General features: G+C 71.4%; 16 protein-coding genes and 1 tRNA gene. 11 read left to right on the top strand and 6 right to left on the bottom strand.

Annotated features, from left to right (window positions below; all coding sequences use genetic code 11):
• Positions 1-26: 26 nt before the first annotated feature.
• Complete coding sequence (locus ACSGDB_RS07030) at positions 27-2,111, bottom strand: chloride channel protein (RefSeq protein WP_434993797.1); 2,085 nt, start codon at positions 2,109-2,111, stop codon at positions 27-29.
• A gap of 324 nt (positions 2,112-2,435) precedes the next feature.
• On the opposite strand from ACSGDB_RS07030, the gene ACSGDB_RS07025 reads away from it, so the two are divergent.
• From ACSGDB_RS07025 to ACSGDB_RS06995, 7 genes are all read left to right on the top strand, one after another.
• A complete protein-coding gene (locus tag ACSGDB_RS07025) occupies positions 2,436-3,752 on the top strand; it encodes an ATP-binding protein (protein ID WP_434993796.1) in 1,317 nt (438 codons plus the stop codon).
• Positions 3,753-3,850: 98 nt separating this feature from the next.
• Positions 3,851-3,923 (top strand) — tRNA-Arg (locus ACSGDB_RS07020).
• Between the two features lie 103 nt (positions 3,924-4,026).
• A complete protein-coding gene (locus tag ACSGDB_RS07015) occupies positions 4,027-4,758 on the top strand; it encodes a DUF4129 domain-containing protein (protein WP_434993795.1) in 732 nt (243 codons plus the stop codon).
• On the top strand, positions 4,755-5,213 hold the full coding sequence (locus ACSGDB_RS07010) for a hypothetical protein (protein ID WP_434993794.1): 459 nt from the start codon (positions 4,755-4,757) through the stop codon (positions 5,211-5,213). Before ACSGDB_RS07015 ends, ACSGDB_RS07010 begins: the two co-directional genes overlap by 4 nt.
• Before the next feature lie 71 nt (positions 5,214-5,284).
• Positions 5,285-6,253 carry an AAA family ATPase gene (locus ACSGDB_RS07005; protein ID WP_434993978.1) on the top strand — a complete coding sequence of 323 codons (969 nt, stop codon included), beginning with the start codon at positions 5,285-5,287 and terminating at the stop codon, positions 6,251-6,253.
• Positions 6,246-7,613: a DUF58 domain-containing protein gene (locus ACSGDB_RS07000; protein ID WP_434993793.1), complete on the top strand. Its 1,368-nt coding sequence runs from the start codon at positions 6,246-6,248 to the stop codon at positions 7,611-7,613. Before ACSGDB_RS07005 ends, ACSGDB_RS07000 begins: the two co-directional genes overlap by 8 nt.
• Positions 7,614-7,651: 38 nt before the next feature.
• The gene (locus tag ACSGDB_RS06995; protein ID WP_434993792.1) at positions 7,652-8,140 is read left to right on the top strand and encodes a hypothetical protein; all 489 of its coding nucleotides are present in this window, start codon (positions 7,652-7,654) and stop codon (positions 8,138-8,140) included.
• A gap of 85 nt (positions 8,141-8,225) precedes the next feature.
• Here ACSGDB_RS06995 and ACSGDB_RS06990 read toward each other — a convergent pair whose 3' ends face one another.
• Entirely contained in the window at positions 8,226-9,845 is a 1,620-nt protein-coding gene (locus ACSGDB_RS06990) for an HNH endonuclease (RefSeq protein WP_434993791.1), read from the bottom strand.
• 492 nt (positions 9,846-10,337) lie between these two features.
• Here ACSGDB_RS06990 and ACSGDB_RS06985 point away from each other — a divergent pair, with 492 nt between their 5' ends.
• Both ACSGDB_RS06985 and hrpA read left to right on the top strand, forming a co-directional pair.
• Positions 10,338-11,309: a helix-turn-helix transcriptional regulator gene (locus ACSGDB_RS06985; protein WP_434993790.1), complete on the top strand. Its 972-nt coding sequence runs from the start codon at positions 10,338-10,340 to the stop codon at positions 11,307-11,309.
• An 80-nt stretch (positions 11,310-11,389) separates the two neighbouring features.
• Positions 11,390-15,427 carry an ATP-dependent RNA helicase HrpA gene (hrpA, locus tag ACSGDB_RS06980; RefSeq protein WP_434993789.1) on the top strand — a complete coding sequence of 1,346 codons (4,038 nt, stop codon included), beginning with the start codon at positions 11,390-11,392 and terminating at the stop codon, positions 15,425-15,427.
• Here the strand turns inward: hrpA and ACSGDB_RS06975 are convergent.
• From ACSGDB_RS06975 to ACSGDB_RS06960, 4 genes are all read right to left on the bottom strand, one after another.
• Complete coding sequence (locus tag ACSGDB_RS06975) at positions 15,399-16,001, bottom strand: hypothetical protein (protein WP_434993788.1); 603 nt, start codon at positions 15,999-16,001, stop codon at positions 15,399-15,401. The genes hrpA and ACSGDB_RS06975 overlap by 29 nt on opposite strands.
• Positions 16,002-16,053: 52 nt before the next feature.
• Positions 16,054-16,479, bottom strand: coding sequence for an HIT family protein (locus ACSGDB_RS06970; protein ID WP_434993787.1), 426 nt, complete (start codon positions 16,477-16,479; stop codon positions 16,054-16,056).
• 175 nt (positions 16,480-16,654) lie between these two features.
• A complete protein-coding gene (locus tag ACSGDB_RS06965) occupies positions 16,655-17,482 on the bottom strand; it encodes a sulfurtransferase (protein WP_434993786.1) in 828 nt (275 codons plus the stop codon).
• Positions 17,483-17,605: 123 nt separating this feature from the next.
• Positions 17,606-18,265 carry an MBL fold metallo-hydrolase gene (locus ACSGDB_RS06960; RefSeq protein ID WP_434993785.1) on the bottom strand — a complete coding sequence of 220 codons (660 nt, stop codon included), beginning with the start codon at positions 18,263-18,265 and terminating at the stop codon, positions 17,606-17,608.
• A 77-nt stretch (positions 18,266-18,342) separates the two neighbouring features.
• Here ACSGDB_RS06960 and ACSGDB_RS06955 point away from each other — a divergent pair, with 77 nt between their 5' ends.
• Entirely contained in the window at positions 18,343-18,840 is a 498-nt protein-coding gene (locus tag ACSGDB_RS06955; protein ID WP_434993784.1) for a Fur family transcriptional regulator, read from the top strand.
• A gap of 94 nt (positions 18,841-18,934) precedes the next feature.
• Complete coding sequence (locus tag ACSGDB_RS06950) at positions 18,935-19,450, top strand: MarR family winged helix-turn-helix transcriptional regulator (RefSeq protein WP_434993977.1); 516 nt, start codon at positions 18,935-18,937, stop codon at positions 19,448-19,450.
• The last annotated feature ends 11 nt before the right edge of the window (positions 19,451-19,461 follow it).

The raw sequence follows: 19,461 nt of genomic DNA, 5'->3' as shown, positions 1-19,461 counted from the left end.
CTCCTTCGGAAACGGTTGGCTGGGTTTCACGGACGGGTTCCCCGGTCGGCCGGCACCGGGGCGCCGGCGGGTTCGGGACTCAGCATCAGGATCGCGCCGGTGAGGAAGCACAGGGCTCCGACGAAGGTGCCGAAACCGGCGAGACCGGCGTTCAGGACGTCGCCGCTCGACGGCAGGACGAAGGATGCGGCAGCCGAGATGCCGAACGCGACGGATCCGGCCATGTTGATCACGCTGATCGTCCACGACCGGGGCGTGGGCCCGCCCGCGACGGCGCTGGATCGGGCATACCGCAGCGCCTGACCGCTCGCCACGAGGAAGGCCACGGACCCCAGGGCGTCGGGTCGCCATACCCGTTGCTCGGCCACTGCGGCACTGAGATTCGTCAGCAGTGCGTTCGCCGTACTCCAGTTGAACCACAGCGTGCCGGCGAGCTGGACCGCCCCGGCGAACCAGACGGCATTCCCCGGTGCCCACGCCCAGAACGAATGACGGCGGGTGTCGGGAAGCGGGAGCGCGTCGACGGCCTCGCGGTACTGCAGGTACGCCGCGGCGGTGAAGAAGAGGGAGCCCGTGAAGAAGGTGAGTCCGCACAGGTGCGCGCCCACGGCGTCGGCGTACGGCGGCACCGCACCGAGGGCGAACAGCCCCGAGCCGATGATGAACAGCCACGCGATTTGCCGTTCCCGGCGGGCAGGCCGGGCCGGAGCCGCAACCGCAGCCGTCGCGCCGGTGTTCATGGGAGCCCTATGGTGCCCGGCGGCGATGTCGCCCGGCGGGCCGGGCTCCTTCGACCCGCGCTCCTGCGGCCCCGGGGCCGGCAGCACGTTGATGACCACGAAGGCCACCACCACGGCCACCACCACCTGGGGTGTCACGGCCACTCCGTCGACGCCCAGCAACAGGGTGGCCAGCAGCGTCGACGTCAGCGGCAGCCGCAGCATGGCCGTGCACATGGCACCCATCCCCATGCCGATCCCGGCAGCAGGATCCATGCCCGGCAACCCACTCGCCGCGAGGCCGAGCGCCGCGCCGATGAACATCGAAGGAAATACCGGACCGCCACGGAAGGCGCTGAGGGAGAACGCATAGACCAGGGTCTTGCAGACGATCAGCAGGACCAGCACCGGCAGCGAGTAGTCCGCCGCGTTCCCGACCAGCTCGGGCAGTGCATCCTGCCCGGAGAACAGCACCTGGGTGAAGCTGAGCCCGGAGATCAACTGGTACGCCATGGCGGTCACCCCGATCAGCGCGCCGAGCGCCGTCGTCACCAGCACCCGATTCCAGTGCACGATCGGGCGAAGCGACAGCGCAGCCCAGCGGATCGCCCATCCCGACAGGGCACCGACGACGCCCATGAGGACCGCCCAGCCCAGCGTGGCCACGGTCGGCGGCACGGCGGGCGGCACCGCGGGCAGCGCGAGCGAGAAGCTGCCCAGCCCGGTCCAGCCGTCCAGCCCGACGAACACCAGCGCCCCGACGCCCGCGGCGAGCAGCCCGGGCAGGGCCACCAGGCTCAGCGTCATCCCACTGATCCCGGCGGCCTCCATGATCAGGAACGCGCCGAGCACGGGGGATCCGAGCAGGGTGCTGATCGCCGCGAAACTGCCGGCCGACGCCATGATCGTGAGGGCCATCGGCGGAGCGTCCTTCTTCACCAGGTGTATCGCCAGCGCCCCGAGGCCTCCACCGATGGCGATCAGCGGGCCCTCCGGTCCCAGCACCGCCCCGAGGCTGAGCGTGGTCAGCGCCGCGAGGACGATGCCCACCAGTTCCCGGCCGCTCGGCGGGGCGCCGCCCGTCGCGAATCCGGCCGACGGCGAATGGCCCCCGGTACCCGGCAGGTACCGGATGGTCGCCGCCGTCAGCAGCCCGCACAGCACCAGCCACGGCACCGGCCACCAGGCCGGAGCAGTACCCCCGAGGAGTCCGCTCGGCAGGCCGACGAAGACGAACTGCTGGACCGCCGCGACGAGAGCGAGGAAGCCGTAGGCCAGGACGGAGATGGGGACGCCCAGGACCGCCGCCAGGACGAGCGCGGTGATGTACGACCGGGAACGGAGGACGGCGATCGGATCGACACCGGGCGACGCCGCGGCAGGCACGCTCATGCCGGACGTCCTGGTGCGGGGTGAGCCGTCGAGGAGGGGCCGGTGCGCCGGTGGTTCGAGCTGGGCACTCCTCCTCCTTCCGTTGGCCGCCCGCCGACGACCGGAGTCGTCGGTGCGGGACGGGTGACAGAAGCCGGTGATCACACGGTTGCCAAGCTAGTACCTCCGGTGCCCGCAACCATCACCGGTTGCGGGTGAACCAGGCTCCGGGAGCGTCACGCACCCCGGGGTCGCGCATCGGTGGAGTGTGGCGGCCCATGACAGGCGTGTTTGACATGGGCGCTCCTTCATCCCAGCGTGGTAGGAAACCCCAAGGAGACATGAATGACCAGCTGGCGGATCAGGGATTTCCACTCGGCGGACCTGGACGGGATCCTGCACCTGTGGGAGACCCTCAAGGCGAGCAACGTCGACCCGGTGTATGCACTCTCCGAGGTGCTCGCGTCGTGCGAGAAGGATCACGCCGTGGTCGCCGTCCAGGGCGACCAGGTGGTCGGTGCCGCCGTCGCGCGTGCCGCCCACGACCAGGGGTGGATCGTCTTCCTGGCCACTCTTCCCGAGTATCGCGGGCGGGGTATCGGCACGTCGCTGCTGACGGCGGTCGAGAACAGCATGTCGCCGCACGGGCTGAACAGGCTCTCCGCCCTGATGCCGGAGTCGGAGACGAGGGTCGAGGCGTTCCTGAGCCGCGGCTTCGCCCTGAAGAAGAACCTGCGGTACTTCGAGCGCACCATCCCCGTGCAGCGACAGGAACTTGGTGCCCTGGGCCAGCTGGGCGGCCGCATCCTGGCCCGCGATCAGTGGGAGAAGGTGGCGGGCATGCGCGAGGAGAAGGAACTGCTCGAACGCCGCCTGGTGCTCCCCCTCGCCGAGGCGGACCTGGCCGATGAGTTCGGTGTCGTGCCGCCGCGCGCCGTCGTCCTCTTCGGCCCGCCGGGCACGGGCAAGACCACCTTCGCGAAGGCCATCGCCTCCCGGCTGGAATGGCCCTTCGTGGAGGTGTTCCCCTCCCGCCTGGCGGCCGATCCCCAGGGGCTGGCCGGAGCCCTCCGCGAGACGTTCCTGGAGATCGCGGAGCTGGAACACGCCGTGGTGTTCATCGACGAGGTCGAGGAGATCGCCTCGCACCGCTCCGGGGAGCCGCCGTCGCCCCTGCAGGGTGTCACGAACGAGCTCCTGAAGATCATCCCGGCCTTCCGCGAACAACCCGGACGGCTGCTGGTGTGCGCCACCAACTTCATCCGGGCCCTGGACTCGGCGTTCCTGAGGCACGGGCGGTTCGACTACGTCATCCCCATCGGCCTGCCCGACCGACAGGCCCGCGAAGCCATGTGGCGGCGCTTCATCCCCGTTCCCGTCGTGGATGCGGTGGACGTGGCACTGCTCGTGGACCGCACGCAGGGCTTCTCCCCCGCGGACATCGAGTACGCCGCTCGCAGCGCCTCCCAGCGCGCGCTGGAAAAGGCTGTGTACGACGACGGTGGCCTGGTCGCCGGACGCACCCTGTCCGTCCACGAGGGCGGCCGCAAGGGCCCCACGACGCAGGACTACCTCGACGCCATCGGGGAGACGCGGACCACCGTCAGCGACGAGGTCTACCAGGACTTCCTGGAGGACATCGACACCCTCGGCCGTGTCTAGGAGGAGAATCGCCCCACCCGGGGCGGGCGCGTTTTCCCCTCCCTGCGCCACCTGCTAAGCTCGATGAGTCCCTTACGGGTACGGGAGTTTCCGTATCTGCCTTCGTAGCTCAGGGGATAGAGCGTCTGCCTCCGGAGCAGAAGGTCGTAGGTTCGAATCCTATCGAGGGCACATCCACCGCCGTCGGCCATCAGGCCGGCGGCGGTTCTGTTTTGGTAGGCTCCACGGAACGCGGCCCTCGGGACCCGCGCGGGCACCTACCGGCAGGGGGAACGTGGGGACGACAGCCGGACCGCCGCGCGCCGCAGCCGTCCTCACCCTGATCGTCCTCGTCCTCGGTGTGCTCGCGGCCGGCTTCCTCGGCGACTTCTCCGCCGACCCCGTGATGGTTCCGCCGGACTCCTCCCCCCAGGAGACGGACGCGCCGGCCCCGACCGCGACGGGCACGGCACCGTCGCTGGCCGACGGGGAGCGCATCGTCGTCGACGGCGGCACGCTGGCCGCGGTGACCCTGCTGCTGCTCATGCTCGCCCTGGCCCTGCTGGTACGGTTCCTGCTGCGCTTCCGCGGCCGTCACGGACCCGACGGGGATCCGCCGGAGCGGTCCGGCCCTCTCCATGTCGGCACCGTCCCCCTGACGACCGAGGCCCTACCCGAGTGGGCCAGGACGTCGCGGGCCGCGCTGGCGGGCGGCGGCAGCACCTCCGACACGGTCATCCGCTGCTGGCTCGAGCTCGAGCGCCTCTGCGCCGACGCGGGCGTCGGCCGCACCTCCACGCAGACGACGTCGGAATTCGCATCCTCGGTGGCGGTCACGCTCGATCTTCCATCCCTGCCGCTGACCACCCTGAACCGCCTGTACCAGCGCGCCCGCTTCGGGCAGGCCGACGGGGACCGCCCCGCCGGCCCCCTCGGCCCGGGCGACCGCGACGCGGCAGCAGCGAGCCTCGATCAGCTGGAGTGCTCCCTCGCCGCAGGTGCCCGGCACCCGGAGGCCCGGACGTGAGGCGGTCGGCGTGGGCCGTGACGGCCGGGCTGGTCGGCCTGGCGCTCGTCGCCGTATGGTTCTTCGGCCTCGATGCCCGGCACGCCGTCGTCGTCGTCGGCGCAGCGGGCGCTGCGGGCATCGCGAACGGCGTCCTCGAGGGCGTCGACGTCCCGCGGGCCGTCCTGCCGCGCCCGCCCGAACCGGAGCGCGGACTCGCCGACCTGCAGGCGCTCGAGTTCTCGCTCGCCTCGACCGAGCCGGGCATGCGCGCCGTCCTCGAGGTACACGCCCTCGCCCTCTCCGTGGCGGCGGCACGGCCCGACGCTCCCCGGAGCCGGGCGCTCGACGACCTCGTCGCGACCAGCCGGCCACCGGCGCTGACCCACCGCGAACTCCAGGCGCTCGGCGCGGAACTGGAGCGCATCGTCCTCTCCCCCGCGCTCGAGCCGATCCCTTCCCAGGAGGCACCATGACCGAGCCGAACCCCACGCCGCCGGACGCCGGTCGCGACCAGGGAGTGGTGCTGACCGGCACCCCTGCCGACATGACGGGCACGGACACCGCCGACGCGGCCCAAGTGGGCCGCGAGGTCCTCGCCCGTGTGGGGACCGTCGTCGTCGGCGCCGAGGAAGCCCTCCGCCTGGCCCTCGCAGCCGTGCTCGCGGGGGGCCATGTCCTGTTCGAGGACCTGCCCGGTCTCGGAAAGACCCTCGCAGCCAAGACGCTGGCCCAGGCGCTGGGCCTCGACTTCCGGCGCCTGCAGTTCACGCCGGATCTCCTGCCCTCGGACGTCACCGGATCGTCGATCTTCAACCCGGCCACCCGGGAGTTCGAGTTCAGGCCCGGTCCCATCTTCACGGGCCTGTTCCTCGCCGACGAGATCAACAGGACGTCCCCGAAGACCCAGTCGGCGCTCCTCGAGGCGATGGCGGAGGCACAGGTGTCCGTGGAAGGCACCACCCTGCCGCTCCGGCGGCCGTTCCATGTGTTCGCCACCTCCAACCCCATCGAGTTCGAGGGCACGTACCCGCTGCCCGAGGCGCAGCTGGACCGCTTCCTGGTGCGCCTGCGCTTCGGCTACCCCGGTCCCGGCGGCGAGCAGGACATCATCTCGCGGCGCATCACGCGGCAGCAGGACGAGACGCACGTGGCGAACGTGACGACGGCCGAGGGTCTGTCGCGCCTGCAGTCCGCCGCCGAGTCCGTGGGCGTGGACGACGACGTCATCGACTACGCGGTCCGGCTCACCGCCGCGACCCGGACCCATCCGGCAGTGGAGGTGGGGGCCTCCCCCCGCGGGTCGCAGGCGCTGGTACTGCTCGGCCGCGCGCTCGCCGTCCTGGACGGTCGGACCTTCGTGCTCCCCGAGGACGTGAAGGAGGGCGCCGAGGCCGTCCTCGCCCACCGGCTGACGCTGACACCGTCCTCCTGGGCTCAGGGTGTTGCGACGGAGAAGGTGGTGCGGGACGTCCTGGCCGAGGTGCCGACCCCACCGACAGTGCCGCGTGGCTAGCGCCGCCCCGGCCGCCCGGTCGCCCGTCTGGGCCCTCGCGGTGATCCTCATGCTCGTGTGCATCGTGGCGGGCCTGGTGTCCGGACGTCCGGACACCGTGGCGCTCGCCGCGCCGTTCGCGTTCCTCGCCCTCGCCGGTCGTGCGGGGACGGTACCGGGCACCGGCTGCGCGGTGCACGTCGAGCCGTACCGATCGTCGGCCGCCGTCGGCCCGCGCCTGCGCCTGCGGCTCGCCCCGCGGGAGGCGGGCGGCAGCGGGGTACCCGGACGCCTGGTGGCCACCGTCCTGGCCGCTCCCGCATGTCCCCCGGATGCCGTCGTCCTGCTGGACGGCGAGGAGTGCCCGCTCCTCGCGGATGCGCCGCCTTCGGGGGAACGGGACGTGCTCGCGTACGGTGCCGCGGCTTTCACGGCCGACCTGGCCCGACCCACCGCCTTCGCGCCGGCGCCGCCGGTCCGTGTGAGCATCCTGCCGCGGGTCGGGCCGACACTCGCGCGACCGGTGTCCCGCCGGCTCGTGGGCCTCGCCGGGACGCACCGGTCGGGCCGCCCGGGCGACGGCGGTGAACTGCGGTCCGTTGCCCCGCTGCAGCCTGGAGATCCCCTGCGCCGCATCGACTGGCGCGCCACGGCCCGGCGGTCCACCGACCAGGACCGGATCATGGTTCGACGCAGCTTCGCGGACGCTGAGGCCTCCGTCTTCCTGGTGGTCGATCAGGCACACGACCTGCCGTCCTCGACGGCCGACTGGTTCGCCGCGGCTCCTCCGCGCCTGGCAGCCGGCTCCCTGCACGTGGCCAGGACGGCTGCGGCGACGGTCGCGGCGTCCTACCTCGCCGTCGGTGACCGGGTGGGCCTCGACGACCTGTCCGGGACGCGGCGCGCCCTGCGCTCGGCGGCCGGAGCACGCCACCTCGAACAGGTCCGGGTCCGGCTGGCGGGCACATCCGTGGTGCCGCGGCGTCGGCGACGGAGGGACCCGGTGCCGCCGCAGGGCGCCGTCGTCGTCGTCTTCTCCGCCTTCCTGGACGCCGAGCCGGCACGCCTGCTGCGCCTCTGGCACGCGCAGGGGCATGTGGTGGCCGGTGTCGACTGCATGCTGCCGCTGCACCGCACGGAGACGACGACGGCGCAGGCCGAGGCCGTGCGGCTCACGCTCCTGCGGCGTCGGCTGCTGCTCGAGGGCCTCCAGTCCGAGGGGATCCCCGTGATCGCCGGAGCGACCGCCGACGCGCAGCACGGCATCCCACGGGACGGCCTCGATGCACCCTACGGACCGGACCTCGATACCGGCTTCCGGCTACTGGCCCGCCAGACCGTCCGGCGTACCGGCCAGGGCTCGGGATGGAGGTTCCGGTGAGGATGCAGCGGTCTGCCCGGTCCGCAGGCTCGCCTGCGGTGCCCGATCGGCGCGACCTCGTTCCCCTGTGGGTGATCCGCAGCGCAACGGCACTCCTCGCCGTCCTTCTCGGCAGTATTGCGTGGAGCGGCTCCGTCTGGATCGTCCTGCCCGTCGTCGTGGCGGCGGGGGCGGCGGTCCTCCCGTCGGTCGGCCTGGTCACGCTGTCCCTGCTGCTGCTCTCTATTGCGTACGCGGTGAATGTGCCGGCAGGATCCGCGTGGCTCCTCGTGTTCGTGGCCGGGTTGCACGCTGTCTTCGTCCTCTACCTCCTGCTCCTGCATCTGCCGCTGCGGGGATGGATCAGCGCGGCTGCGCTGCGTCAGCTCGCTCTGTCCTTCCTTCGGATCCAGGCCCTGGCGCAACCAGTCGCCGTACTCGCGCTGCTGGTCGGCGATGCCGGGTCCAGCCTCCCCGTGGTGGTGATCGGTGTGGCGGCCCTGCTCGCGTGGGCGGTCTGGCTCGTCGCTGGACGCACACGGGGGTGATCCGCAGGACCACGATGATGCAGTCTTCCGCGAGTCCTCATCAGGCGCAGGTCCATCACGCGGTTTCGCGGCTCCACGGCGTGGCTCAGGCGAGGAGCAGTTGGGCCCGGCGGGAGTCGCGGACGGGCCGTGTCGGTGTACTGCCATCGTTCCGCCTGTGGCCGTCCGGCATCGGCGGGTGGCTCGGTTCACTGCCGCGCTGCCCTTGCCGTTCTCGTTGTTCGTGGTCCGTCCTGTTCGGTCTGCTGCCGGGGAGGGGTGGTGCGGTGGAGGAGTAGGTGTGGCCGGTGGGTGTGCTGATGGTGAGGGTGTGCCGGGCACTGAACCCGGGGCCGGGGCAGGGGCTGGGTGGTGCTGTGGCCTTCCAGCCGGGGAGTTCCTTGGTGTGGTTGCAGGCCTCGCAGAGCCCTGCCCCGTTGGCGAGGCTCGTGGGTCCGTTGGTGTGCCAGGCGATGATGTGGTCGTAGTGCCGGATCGGGGCATCGCAGTACGGGGTCCGGCACAGATCATCCCGGGCCTGGAGGAAGCGGCGCTGCCCGGCCGTGAACAGCCGGGACCGGGAATCGGCGGCGATCAGATCCCCAGAATCGGGTGCCGTGTAGAGGCGTCGGAGCCAGATCTCGAACCCCCGGGTGGCCGCCGGATCGGCTGTGTTCGTCGAAGGCTTCTCGCCGGTGAGGAGGTTCCGGGCCCAGCCGGCGGGAACGATCCCGTACCCGGGTAGCCGTGCCGGTTCGCTGTCGCCCTGGAGCAGGGCACGGTCGGTCATGATCAGCTGCACCTCCACCCGGGAGAACCCACCCGGTGTCCCGGTGGTCCGCTCCACCAGGGCGTCCGCCATCAACTGCCCCCGGCTGCGCTCATCGCCTGCCGCGCGGCAGGTGTCGGCGTGCCGGGTCAGCTCCGCATGCATCGCCACGCCCTGCGCCACCGGGAGCAGGGCTGTCAGGTACGTCATGGTGTCCGGCGCCGGACGCAGACTCACATGCCGGTCCCTGGCAGCGTGGGACGCCCGCTGGGTCACTGAGCGGGGATCCCGCCGGTACGCCGCCGCCCGCGCCGCGGCAATGAGTGTCCTATCCCCGGCGCCCTCGAAGGTTCCCCTGTCCGCTGCCAGGTCCTCGTCGACCGCGCACCGATCCGCCGCCGACAGGCACGCCGTCTCCCGGACCAGCAGCGTCGCCCGCCACTCATTCAACTGGCCCGTGTCCAGGGCGGTGAGGGTGTGCGCCATCTCCGTCACCAGCGCCCGCGCCAACCCCAGGAGTCGGCTTCCGCGGGCTGGGGACTCCTTTCGTGCGAGAGCGAGCTGCGCGCCCACCCCACGGCTCTGCTCGGAGGCCGGAACACCTGCCTGAGCCTGCGCTTGGCGTTGGGCGAGATCGAACGCTACCGCCGCCCGCGCCTGGACCCCGGCGATCGCTGACTTCAACTCCTCCAACGTGCCGACAAGATCGATCAGCTCAGCACCGTCCGCACCAGCCGCGCCGACTACACCACTGGCATCGACCGTGCCGACCGGAAGCGACCGCACCGCACCGATCAGCTCCCGCACCCGAACAGCCGGCGCCGTGGAACGCACGCCAGCCGCAGGAACCGCGCCGGACAAGATTGACGCCGACCGGCCGGGAGCCGACGAGACACCCACCCCCGAAGCACCACCGCTGTCGGCGGTGACGGGAGGAGCATTCCGGCTGCTGTCCATACCGAATTCTCCCAACCACCACCGACATTTTCAGGTCGGTTGCGACCCCTGTGCACAGACCGATACCTCGCAGACGAACGACCCTTCAGCACCCGCCCACCACCTCGTCCATCACCACCGCCGACTGCGAAGAACACCGTCTCCACCCACCGGTCCGTATCGACGGGCTGGCGATTGCAGCGCCACCTCGGACAGCCCCGCGGTCAGCCGACAAAATCCAGCGGTGAATCACCGATGCGCCGGCGATTGCCGACGGTCTGCACCGATCAGATCGAGACCTCCAGAACTTCCGACGTCAAGTAATCGGTGCGAATCACCGATTCGCCGGTTATCGCCGCCGACCTACACCGATCCGATCGAGACCTCCAGACCTTCCGGCGTCGGCCACCGGCCGCCACCCCCGACGTGCCACGCCGGCCGCTGGCCACCGGATCGGCCAGAAGGCATAGATCGAGGACAGCTCCCGTCCGCTTTTCGCCGTACCGTTGGTCCATGATCGAGACGTCGGCGCGTCTGCTGCAGCTCCTCTCGCTCCTCCAGCTCCGGCGCGAGTGGACCGGCCCCGCCCTCGCACAGCGCATGGGCGTCACCGAACGGACGGTCCGACGGGACATCGGCAAGCTGCGCACGCTCGGCTACCCCATCAACGCCTCTCCGGGCGTGGCCGGCGGGTACCAGCTCGGCGCCGGGGCCCAGCTGCCGCCCCTCCTGCTCGACGACGACGAGGCCCTCGCCGTCGCGATCGGCCTGACCGCGGTCACGGCCAGCCCGGTCTCCGGCGTGGGGGAAGCCTCCGTGCGAGCGCTCACCAAGCTCGAGCAGGTACTGCCTCCCCGGCTCAGGCCCCGCTTCGCTGGATTGCGCTCGGCGGTGACACGCATGGCGGCGGTGAGTACACCGGTCGATCCGGAGATCCTGACCGCGCTCTCGGTAGCCATCACCGAGCGCCGCAGCGTCGCGTTCCGCTACGACCGGCACGACGGCGAGTCCTCGCGGCGCGTCGTCGAGCCCTACCGGCTCGTGGACACCGGACGGCGGTGGTACCTGGTGGCCTTCGACCTGTCCCGGGAGGACTGGCGGACCTTCCGGGTGGACCGGTGCCGCAGCGTGCCGGCGGCCCGGGACCGCTTCCTGCCCCGTCCCCTGCCCGCTCCCGACCTCGCGGTCTACGTGCAGGAGTCCATCACACGCTCGCCCTTCTCCTACGACGCCGTGATCCGGTTCCACGCGCCCCTCCAGGAGCTGGAGCCGCACGTCCCGCCCAGCACGGGCACCCTCGAGGCCGACGGCGACCACCACACAATCCTGCGGGCGGGCTTCGACTCCCTGGACTTCCCGCTCGCCTACCTGGCGAGCTGGGACATTGATTTCGAGGTCCTCGAACCGGCCGCGATGCGCGAGCGCGCCGCCGTCGTCGCCGACCGGCTCCGCCGCGCGACGGGTGCGGCACCGCGGGAGCCATAGGTCGACGGAGCGCCGGGCCCCCGCCCTCGGTGAACATCCGGCCTGCGACCCGGCACGAGGAACTAGACTGGCAGGCAACTATGCCACTGACAATCTCCTACCCCGCGGATCTTCCTGTCTCCGAACGCCGGGCCGACATCATGGCCGCCATCGCGGCCAACCAGGTCACCATCATCGCCGGTGAGACCGGGTCCGGAAAGACGACGCAGATCCCCAAGATGTGCCTGGAGCTCGGCCTCGCGGAGCACGGGCTGATCGGTCACACCCAGCCCCGGCGCCTCGCGGCCCGCACCGTCGCCGAGCGCATCGCCGAGGAACTGCAGGTCCCGCTGGGCGACGAGGTGGGCTACCAGGTCCGCTTCACCGGATCGGTGGGCCGGAAGACGAAGATCAAGCTGATGACGGACGGCATCCTCCTCGCCGAGATCCAGCACGACAGGATGCTGCGCAAGTACAGCACGATCATCATCGACGAGGCGCACGAACGCAGCCTCAACATCGACTTCATCCTCGGCTACCTCAAGCGGATCCTTCCCGAGCGGCCGGACCTGAAGGTCATCATCACCTCGGCCACCATCGACCCCGAGCGCTTCGCCGCGCACTTCGCCGCCGATGCCGCCGTCGCGCACACCTCCCCCGCCCCGATCATCGAGGTCTCGGGCCGCACGTATCCGGTCGAGATCCGCTACCGGCCCCTCGACCAGCCGCCGGGCGGGCTCGACGACGGCGAGGGCGGCGCGGACAGCGAACTCGAGGAGGAACGCGACCCGCTCGACGCCGTCTGCGACGCGGTGGACGAGCTGTCCCTGGAAGCCCCCGGCGACGTCCTCGTGTTCTTCTCCGGCGAGCGCGAGATCCGGGACGCCGCCGACGCCCTCCGCGCGCGCATCCAGTCCACCACCCGCCTGCGCGGCACCGAGGTGCTCCCCCTCTTCGCGAGGCTCTCCCTCGAGGAGCAGCACCGCGTCTTCCGACCCACCGGCAGCCACCGCCGCATCATCCTCGCGACGAACGTCGCGGAGACCTCGCTCACCGTGCCCGGCATCAAGTACGTCATCGACACCGGCACCGCCCGGATCTCCCGGTACTCGCACCGAACGAAGGTGCAGCGCCTGCCCATCGAGCGCGTCTCCCAGGCCTCCGCGAACCAGCGGTCGGGCCGCAGCGGCCGTGTGTCCGACGGCATCGCCATCCGCCTCTACTCCGAGGAGGACTACGCGTCGCGACGGCCGTTCACCGAGCCGGAGATCCTCCGCACCAGCCTCGCCGCGGTCATCCTGCAGATGGCGGCCATGGGGGTCACCCGCAGCCCCAAGGACATCGCGGATTTCCCGTTCGTCGAGCCTCCCGAGACGAAGGCGATCAACGACGGCGTCGCGCTGCTCCGCGAACTCGGAGCGCTGAAGGACGACGGCGGGCTGTCCCCGGTGGGCCGCAAACTCGCGCAGCTCCCGGTCGACCCCCGCCTGGGGCGCATGATCGTCGAGGCCGGGGCGCGCGGCTCGGTCAAGGAGGTCATGGTGCTCGCCGCGGCCCTGACCATCCAGGATCCACGGGAACGGCCGTCGGCGGACCAGCCGGCCAGACAGCAGCAGGCCGCCGAGAAGCACAAGCGCTTCGTGGACGAGAACTCGGATTTCACGGCCTACCTCAACCTGTGGCGCTACCTCCAGGAGAAGCAGGACGAGCTCTCCTCGACGCAGTTCCGCAAACTGTGCCGCACGGAGTTCATCAACTACCTGCGCGTGCGGGAGTGGCAGGACCTCTTCCAGCAGCTGCGCCAGCTCGCGAAGCCGCTCGGCATCACCCTGCCGGCCGGCCCCGTGGATCCCGTGGGCCTCCACGAGCAGATCCACATCAGCCTGCTCTCGGGCCTGCTGGGCAACATCGGCCTCTACGATCAGCGCAAGCGCGAGTACTCCGGCGCCCGGGGGACCCGCTTCGCCGTGTTCCCGGGATCGGCCCTGTTCAAGAAGTCACCCGACTGGGTCATGGCCGCGGAGCTCGTGGAGACCTCCCGGCTCTGGGCCCGCGTCGTGGCGCGCATCGACCCGCTGTGGGCGGAGCAGGTGGCGCCGCACCTCGTGAAGCGCTCGTACAGCGAACCGCACTGGTCCCGGAAGATGGGCTCGGTCATGGCGTACGAGAAGGTGACGCTCTACGGGGTGCCGATCGTGCCGCAGCGCCGCATCAACTACGGGCGCATCGACCGTGAGGTGGCCCGCGAGCTGTTCATCCGGCATGCCCTCGTCGAGGGCGACTGGAAGACCCACCACACGTTCTTCAGCCGCAACCAGGCCCGCCTCGCCGAGGTGGAAGAGCTCGAGAACCGCCTCCGACGGCGCGACCTGCGGGTCGACGACGAGACCCTGTTCGAGTTCTACGACCAGAGGATCGGCCCCGAGGTCGTCTCCGAGCGGCACTTCGACTCCTGGTGGAAGAAGGCGCGCCACACGTCCCCGGACCTGCTCGACTTCGACCCCGAGAAGCTGCTCAGCGAGGACGCGGCGGAACTCGACGAGACGGCCTTCCCGAGCACCTGGCACCAGGCGGGCTTCGAGCTGCCCCTGACCTATGAGTTCTCGCCGCTCACCCCCGGCGCGCACGACGGCGTCACCGTCACCATCCCCGTCCTGTTCCTGAACCAGCTGGACCCGAAGCCGTTCCGCTGGCAGATCCCCGGACAGCGCGTGGAACTCGTCACCGCGCTCATCAAGTCACTGCCGAAGCAGATACGGAAGAACTTCGTGCCCGCCCCCGACGTCGCCCGAAGCGCCGTCGCAGCCCTCGCGACGGACTTCGATCCCGCGCAGGACGATCTCGAGACGTCCCTCGAGCTCGCGCTGCGCCGCCTGCGGGGCCACGTCATCCCGCCGGGGTCGTGGACCTGGTCCGCGGTGCCGCCGCACCTGCTCATGATGTTCCGGATCGTCGACGCCGCCGGGCGCGTGCTCGACGAGTCCCGCGACCTCGAGGCACTGAGGGAGGCCCTGGCGTCCGCGGTCAGCCGCGCCATCGCGGAGTCCCTCGGCGCGACGCCCGGCAGCACCCGGCCGGCGGGCGGCCCGGGCCGCGGGGGCCGCGTGAAGGCCTCCGCCGGTCCCGCCGGCCGGAGCGGCACCGGACCGGCAGGCCGCGGGTCCGGCCGGACGCCCGCGGTGGACGCCTCCACGGGGGGCGGGCCGTCCGCGCACGGAGCGTCACCGTCCCGTGGCGGGCTGGCCGTGGCGGAGGCACCGGCGGTCGCGGAACGGACGGGTGAGAGCACCTGGGTCTTCGGGGAGCTCCAGCGCGAGGTATCCCGTACCGTCGCCGGACACCGGGTCACCGGGTACCCCGCCGTCGTCGACGAGGGCACGTCGGTGGGCCTGCGGGTGTTCCCGACCACGGGCGAGCAGGCGACGGCGATGCGCGCCGGGATCATCCGGCTCCTGTCCCTGCGCATCCCGAGTCCCGCGAAGTACGTGCTGGAGCACCTCAGCAACACCGAGAAGCTCACCTTCAGCCAGAACCCGCACGGCAGTGTCGCCGAACTCATCCGCGACTGCTCGCTCGCGGCGATCGACAAGCTCGTTCCCGAGCAGCTGCCCTGGAGCGAGGCGGCGTTCGACCGGCTCTACGAGGAGGTGCGTGCTGAGCTCATCGACACCGTCTTCATCGTGACGGCGACCGTCGAGAAGGTGCTCTCCAGCAACCGGCGCATCCAGAAGCAGCTCAAGGGGACCACGAGCCCGGCGCTGATCACCGCCCTGAACGACGTCCGGAGCCAGCTCGAGCACCTCGTGCACCCCGGCTTCGTCGCGGCCACGGGCTACGCCCAGCTGGCGCACCTCCCGCGGTACCTGCGGGCCATCGAAGTGCGACTCGAGAAGCTCCCGACCAACGTGCAGCGCGACGGCCTCGGAACAGCGGTCATCCAGCGTCTCGAGGACGAGTACGACGACGCCGTCGCGTCCCTCGCCGCCGGACGGCACCGGCCCGCGTCCCTGGCCCGCGTCCGCTGGATGATCGAGGAGCTGCGGGTGAGCCTGTTCGCCCAGGACCTCGGGACCGCCTACTCGGTGTCCGAGAAACGCGTGCGGACAGCCCTCAACGAGGCCCTCGCCGAGACGCGGTGACCGCGACGCGTCCGCCGCCGTCGGACGCCGGAGCGCCGGACGGCTCCCGGTCCCCCCTGGCCCTGGCAGCGAGGTTCCGCGCCCGCTCGGCCACCGACGTCCGAGGGTCCTCCGCCAGGCGCTCCAGCTGGGGGTCCAGCCACGCGCGCAGGGCGGGATCGCCGTCGGACCATGCGGAGAGCGTCTCCATGGTGTTGATCAGGACCACCCAGTCGTGCTCCCGCTCGAGGTTGCGCTGCAGGAGGAGTGTCGCGCGGTCGCGCTGGTCCGGCGTCAGGTCCGCCGTGAGGCGCAGGAAGAGCTTCGCGAGCGTCCACTGCGCGGAGGGCTGGTCCAGCGTCCCGACGTCGTCGATGAGCCGATCGGCGAACGGGACCAGCCACTCGTGCCGCGCGGCCTCGAGGCGCTTGAAGGCGCTGGAGGTGCGCAGCCGGACCACCGGGTCCTCACTGCCGTAGCAGTCGAACAACTCCTGCAGTCGCGACCGGTCCGCCGCCACCAGTTCGACGACCTCGACCGTACGTCCCATCGAGTTGGGGTGCCCACCCGACAGCATTCTCTCGATCGCTTCCATGCTCCGGGAACCTACCAGCGGCGAGCGGTCAGCGGTAGCGGTCCAAGGCCCCTCAGTCGGGGACGGACGCGGAATGGCCGGCATCCCGCAGCGCGCTCCGCAGGACCTCGGCGTTCCGGTCCATCGCTGCCGGGTCCGGCGCGTGGTCCACGCGCTTGACGTCGAAATCCTCCGGTGACCGGGTGGGCCAGACGTGCACGTGCAGGTGCGGCACCTCGTAGCCCTCGAGGAGGACGCCCACGCGCTCGGCTCCGAAAGCCGCCTCCTGCGCCCTGCCGATGGTCTGGGCCACGGCCATCACGCGGGTCAGGGTCTCCGGATCGGCCTCGAGCCAGTGCGGGATCTCCCGCCGCGGGACCACGAGCGTGTGTCCCGGGGTGATCGGAGCGATGGTGAGGAACGCGACAACGTCGTCGTCCTGCCACACGAAGCGCCCGGGCACCTCGCCGTTGATGATCCTGGTGAAGAGAGTGGTCATCGGTCCTCCTGGGGTTGCTGCCGGGGGAACACCGCCGCGCGCCCGGCCGGCAGGCAGCGGGATGCCGCCGCGCAGGGGAGGCGGTGCGGGTCGTCCTGGGGTCATGATCCGACGCTACCGCGCCGTCGTGCGGCGGGGCCACCGTGAACCCCGCCGCAGGACCGCCCCAGGTGGGTCAGGCGCCCGTCGCGACGGGCAATCCCTCCGTCGTCGACCACTGGGACCACGAGCCCGGGAACAGCGCCGCGTCGATCCCGGCGATGTCGAGCGCCGCGATCGAGTGCGCCGCCGTGATGCCCGACCCGCAGTAGACCGCGGTGCGGCCACGGCCGGCGCCCAGACCCTCGAACCGGCGGCGGAGCTCCTCCGCGGACCGGAAGCGGCTGTCGTCGCCGAGGCTGTCGGTCGCCGGGGCGCTGACGGCCCCGGGGATGTGGCCGGCCTTCGGGTCGACCGGCTCGTGCTCGCCGCGGAAGCGTTCACCGGCGCGGGCGTCGAGCACCACGTCATCCTGCGCGGGGTCGAGCAGATCGGGGATGGAGACCACGGGCATCCGGCCCGAAGCGAGGTGGACGCTGCCCACGCAGTGTTGCTCCTCCCCGCCCTCGACGTCGTACCCCGCCCCGCGCCAGGCACTCAGCCCGCCGTCGAGGAGACCGACCCTCGCGAAGCCTGCGTCGCGGAGGAGCCACCAGAGACGTGCGGCGGCGAGATTTCCGGAGTCGTCGTAGGCGACCACGGTGTCGCCGTCGCTCAGCCCCCACTGGCGGGCGGCCTCCTGGAGTGCCTCGGGGTCGGGCAGCGGGTGGCGTCCGAGTCCAGGACCGCCCGGGGCGCAGAGCTGCGTCTCCAGGTCCACGTACACGGCGCCGGGTATGTGGGCTTCGCGGTAGTGCCGGTGGCCGTGGGGATCACCCAGGGACCAGCGCACATCCAGCAGGATGGTCTGCCGGCCGGAGGTCATCCGGTCCCGCAGCTCCTGCACATCCATCAGAGTCTTCATCGAGATCTCCTGTCGGAAAGGGCGACCGGACCACGGGGTTCACCGCGACCGGTCCTGATGCAGGTCAGTCCACCACACGGGGTTCCGCCCTCCAAGGACCCGGCCCGGTGGTGAACGGGACGGTCAGACCTGGACGGCCTCACGGACGGCGAGGTGGCGGTAGGACGTGCCGTACCCCGCACCCAGACGCGTGAGGTGGCCCTCGACGATGTCGAGCCCGTCCTCGTTGAGGAGTGCGTCATGGATCTGGAAGGCACGGGGTGCCCTGACCGAGGCCACGAAGTCCACGACCTCGGCCAGCTTCGACCAGGGCGCGTGCACCGGGACCAGGAGCGTCTCGACGCCGATCCCGTCCGGCACGATCAGCGAGTCGCCGGGGTGGTAGACGGCGTCCTCGATGAGGAAACCCACGTTGGCGATCACGGGGATCAGGGGATGGATCAGCGCGTGCTGCCCGCCGAAGGTCCTCACCCGGAACCCGCCGGCCGTGAACTCCTCCCCTCCGCCCACGGCGTGGACACGCTCCCCCGTCGCGTTCCCCAGGCCCTCGATGACGGCGTCCGCCACGCTCCGGGGCGCCCACAGCTCCACCGAAGGATGCGCGGCGAGCACGGCGACCACGCGGTCGACGGCGATGTGGTCGGGGTGCTCGTGGGTGATGAGGACGGCAGCGGCTCCCGAGAGTGCCTCCTCGACCTCGGAATAGGTTCCGGGATCGAGCACGAGCACGGACCCGTCCCGTTCGAGCCTCACGCATGCATGGGAGTACTTGGTCAGCAGCATCGCCTCAGACTACCGCCGTCCGCGCTGATAATCTTGACTCTGATCCCGGGCACCCGAGCCCGCAGGAAGGGTAGGACATGACGCCGAAAGGGACTTCCGAGGCAGGAACGAGGGCGGTCCCGGCCGCGCCCTCCGCGCGGCCCACGCCGCCGGCGCCGCCCACGCGCAGGGGTTCCGAGCAGCGCGTCACACGGCAGCGGCGTGCCGTGAGCGCCGCCCTCGACGCCCTCGACGACTTCGTGAGCACGCAGGAACTCCACCGTGTGCTCCACGAGCGCGGCGAATCGGTCTCGCTCGCCACCGCGTACCGCATCCTCCAGTCCATGGCCGACGACGGCCTCGTGGATGTCCTGCGCAACGGCGACAACGAAGCGGTCTACCGTCGCTGCGCCGTCGAGCACCACCACCACCACCTGCTCTGCAGGAACTGCGGACGCGCCGTGGAGATCGAGGCGCCGGCCGTCGAGCAGTGGGCGGCCAGGGTCGCAGCGGACCACGGCTTCACCGACGCCGCCCACACGGTCGAGATCCACGGCCTGTGTCCGGACTGCACGGCGGCTGCGGGCCGCCCCTGAGCGGTTGGCACCGCACGGAGCCGCACGACTGTCATCCTCGTCATCACGGCGGAGTACAGACGGTGTCGGTGCGGTCCATTAGGCTGGTCCGGTGATGTCCCCCGACGGCGCCGAGCGCGCGGATCCCGTCCACGATCTCGTGGACGCCATACGTCGTTACCGGGATGCCGAGAGCTCCATGCGGGGCCAGAGCCGGGACTCCATGCACCTCGGCAGGACGGACATGACCGCGCTGCGCGTCATGCTGCGCGCGGGCCAGGCCGGACGGCCGGTCAGCGCCGCGGCCCTGTCCCGTGAACTCGGGATCTCCTCCGCCGCGACGACCGTGCTGATCGACCGCCTGCAGCGGAGCGGCCATGCCGAACGACGCCGGAACGCCGCCGACGGCAGGGCGATCGAGATCTGGCCGACAGCGACGACCGAGCACGAGGTGCGGTCCACCATGGGCACGATGCACGAGCGGATGATGCAGGTCGCCTCCGCCCTTCCGCCCGAGGACAGCGCCACCATCCACCGGTTCCTCGTCGCCCTCAGCCGTGCACTGCCCGACCTGGAGTTCCCGGCGGTCGGGACCGCCGACCCCCCGGCCGAACAGCCGGGGTCCATGTAGCTAGGCGGGCT

Source organism: Arthrobacter sp. Ld5, from assembly GCF_051172775.1.
Lineage (GTDB): Bacteria > Actinomycetota > Actinomycetes > Actinomycetales > Micrococcaceae > Arthrobacter_D.
Note: the sequence above shows the minus strand (reverse complement) of the source record. Positions and strands in the feature narration are given on the sequence as shown.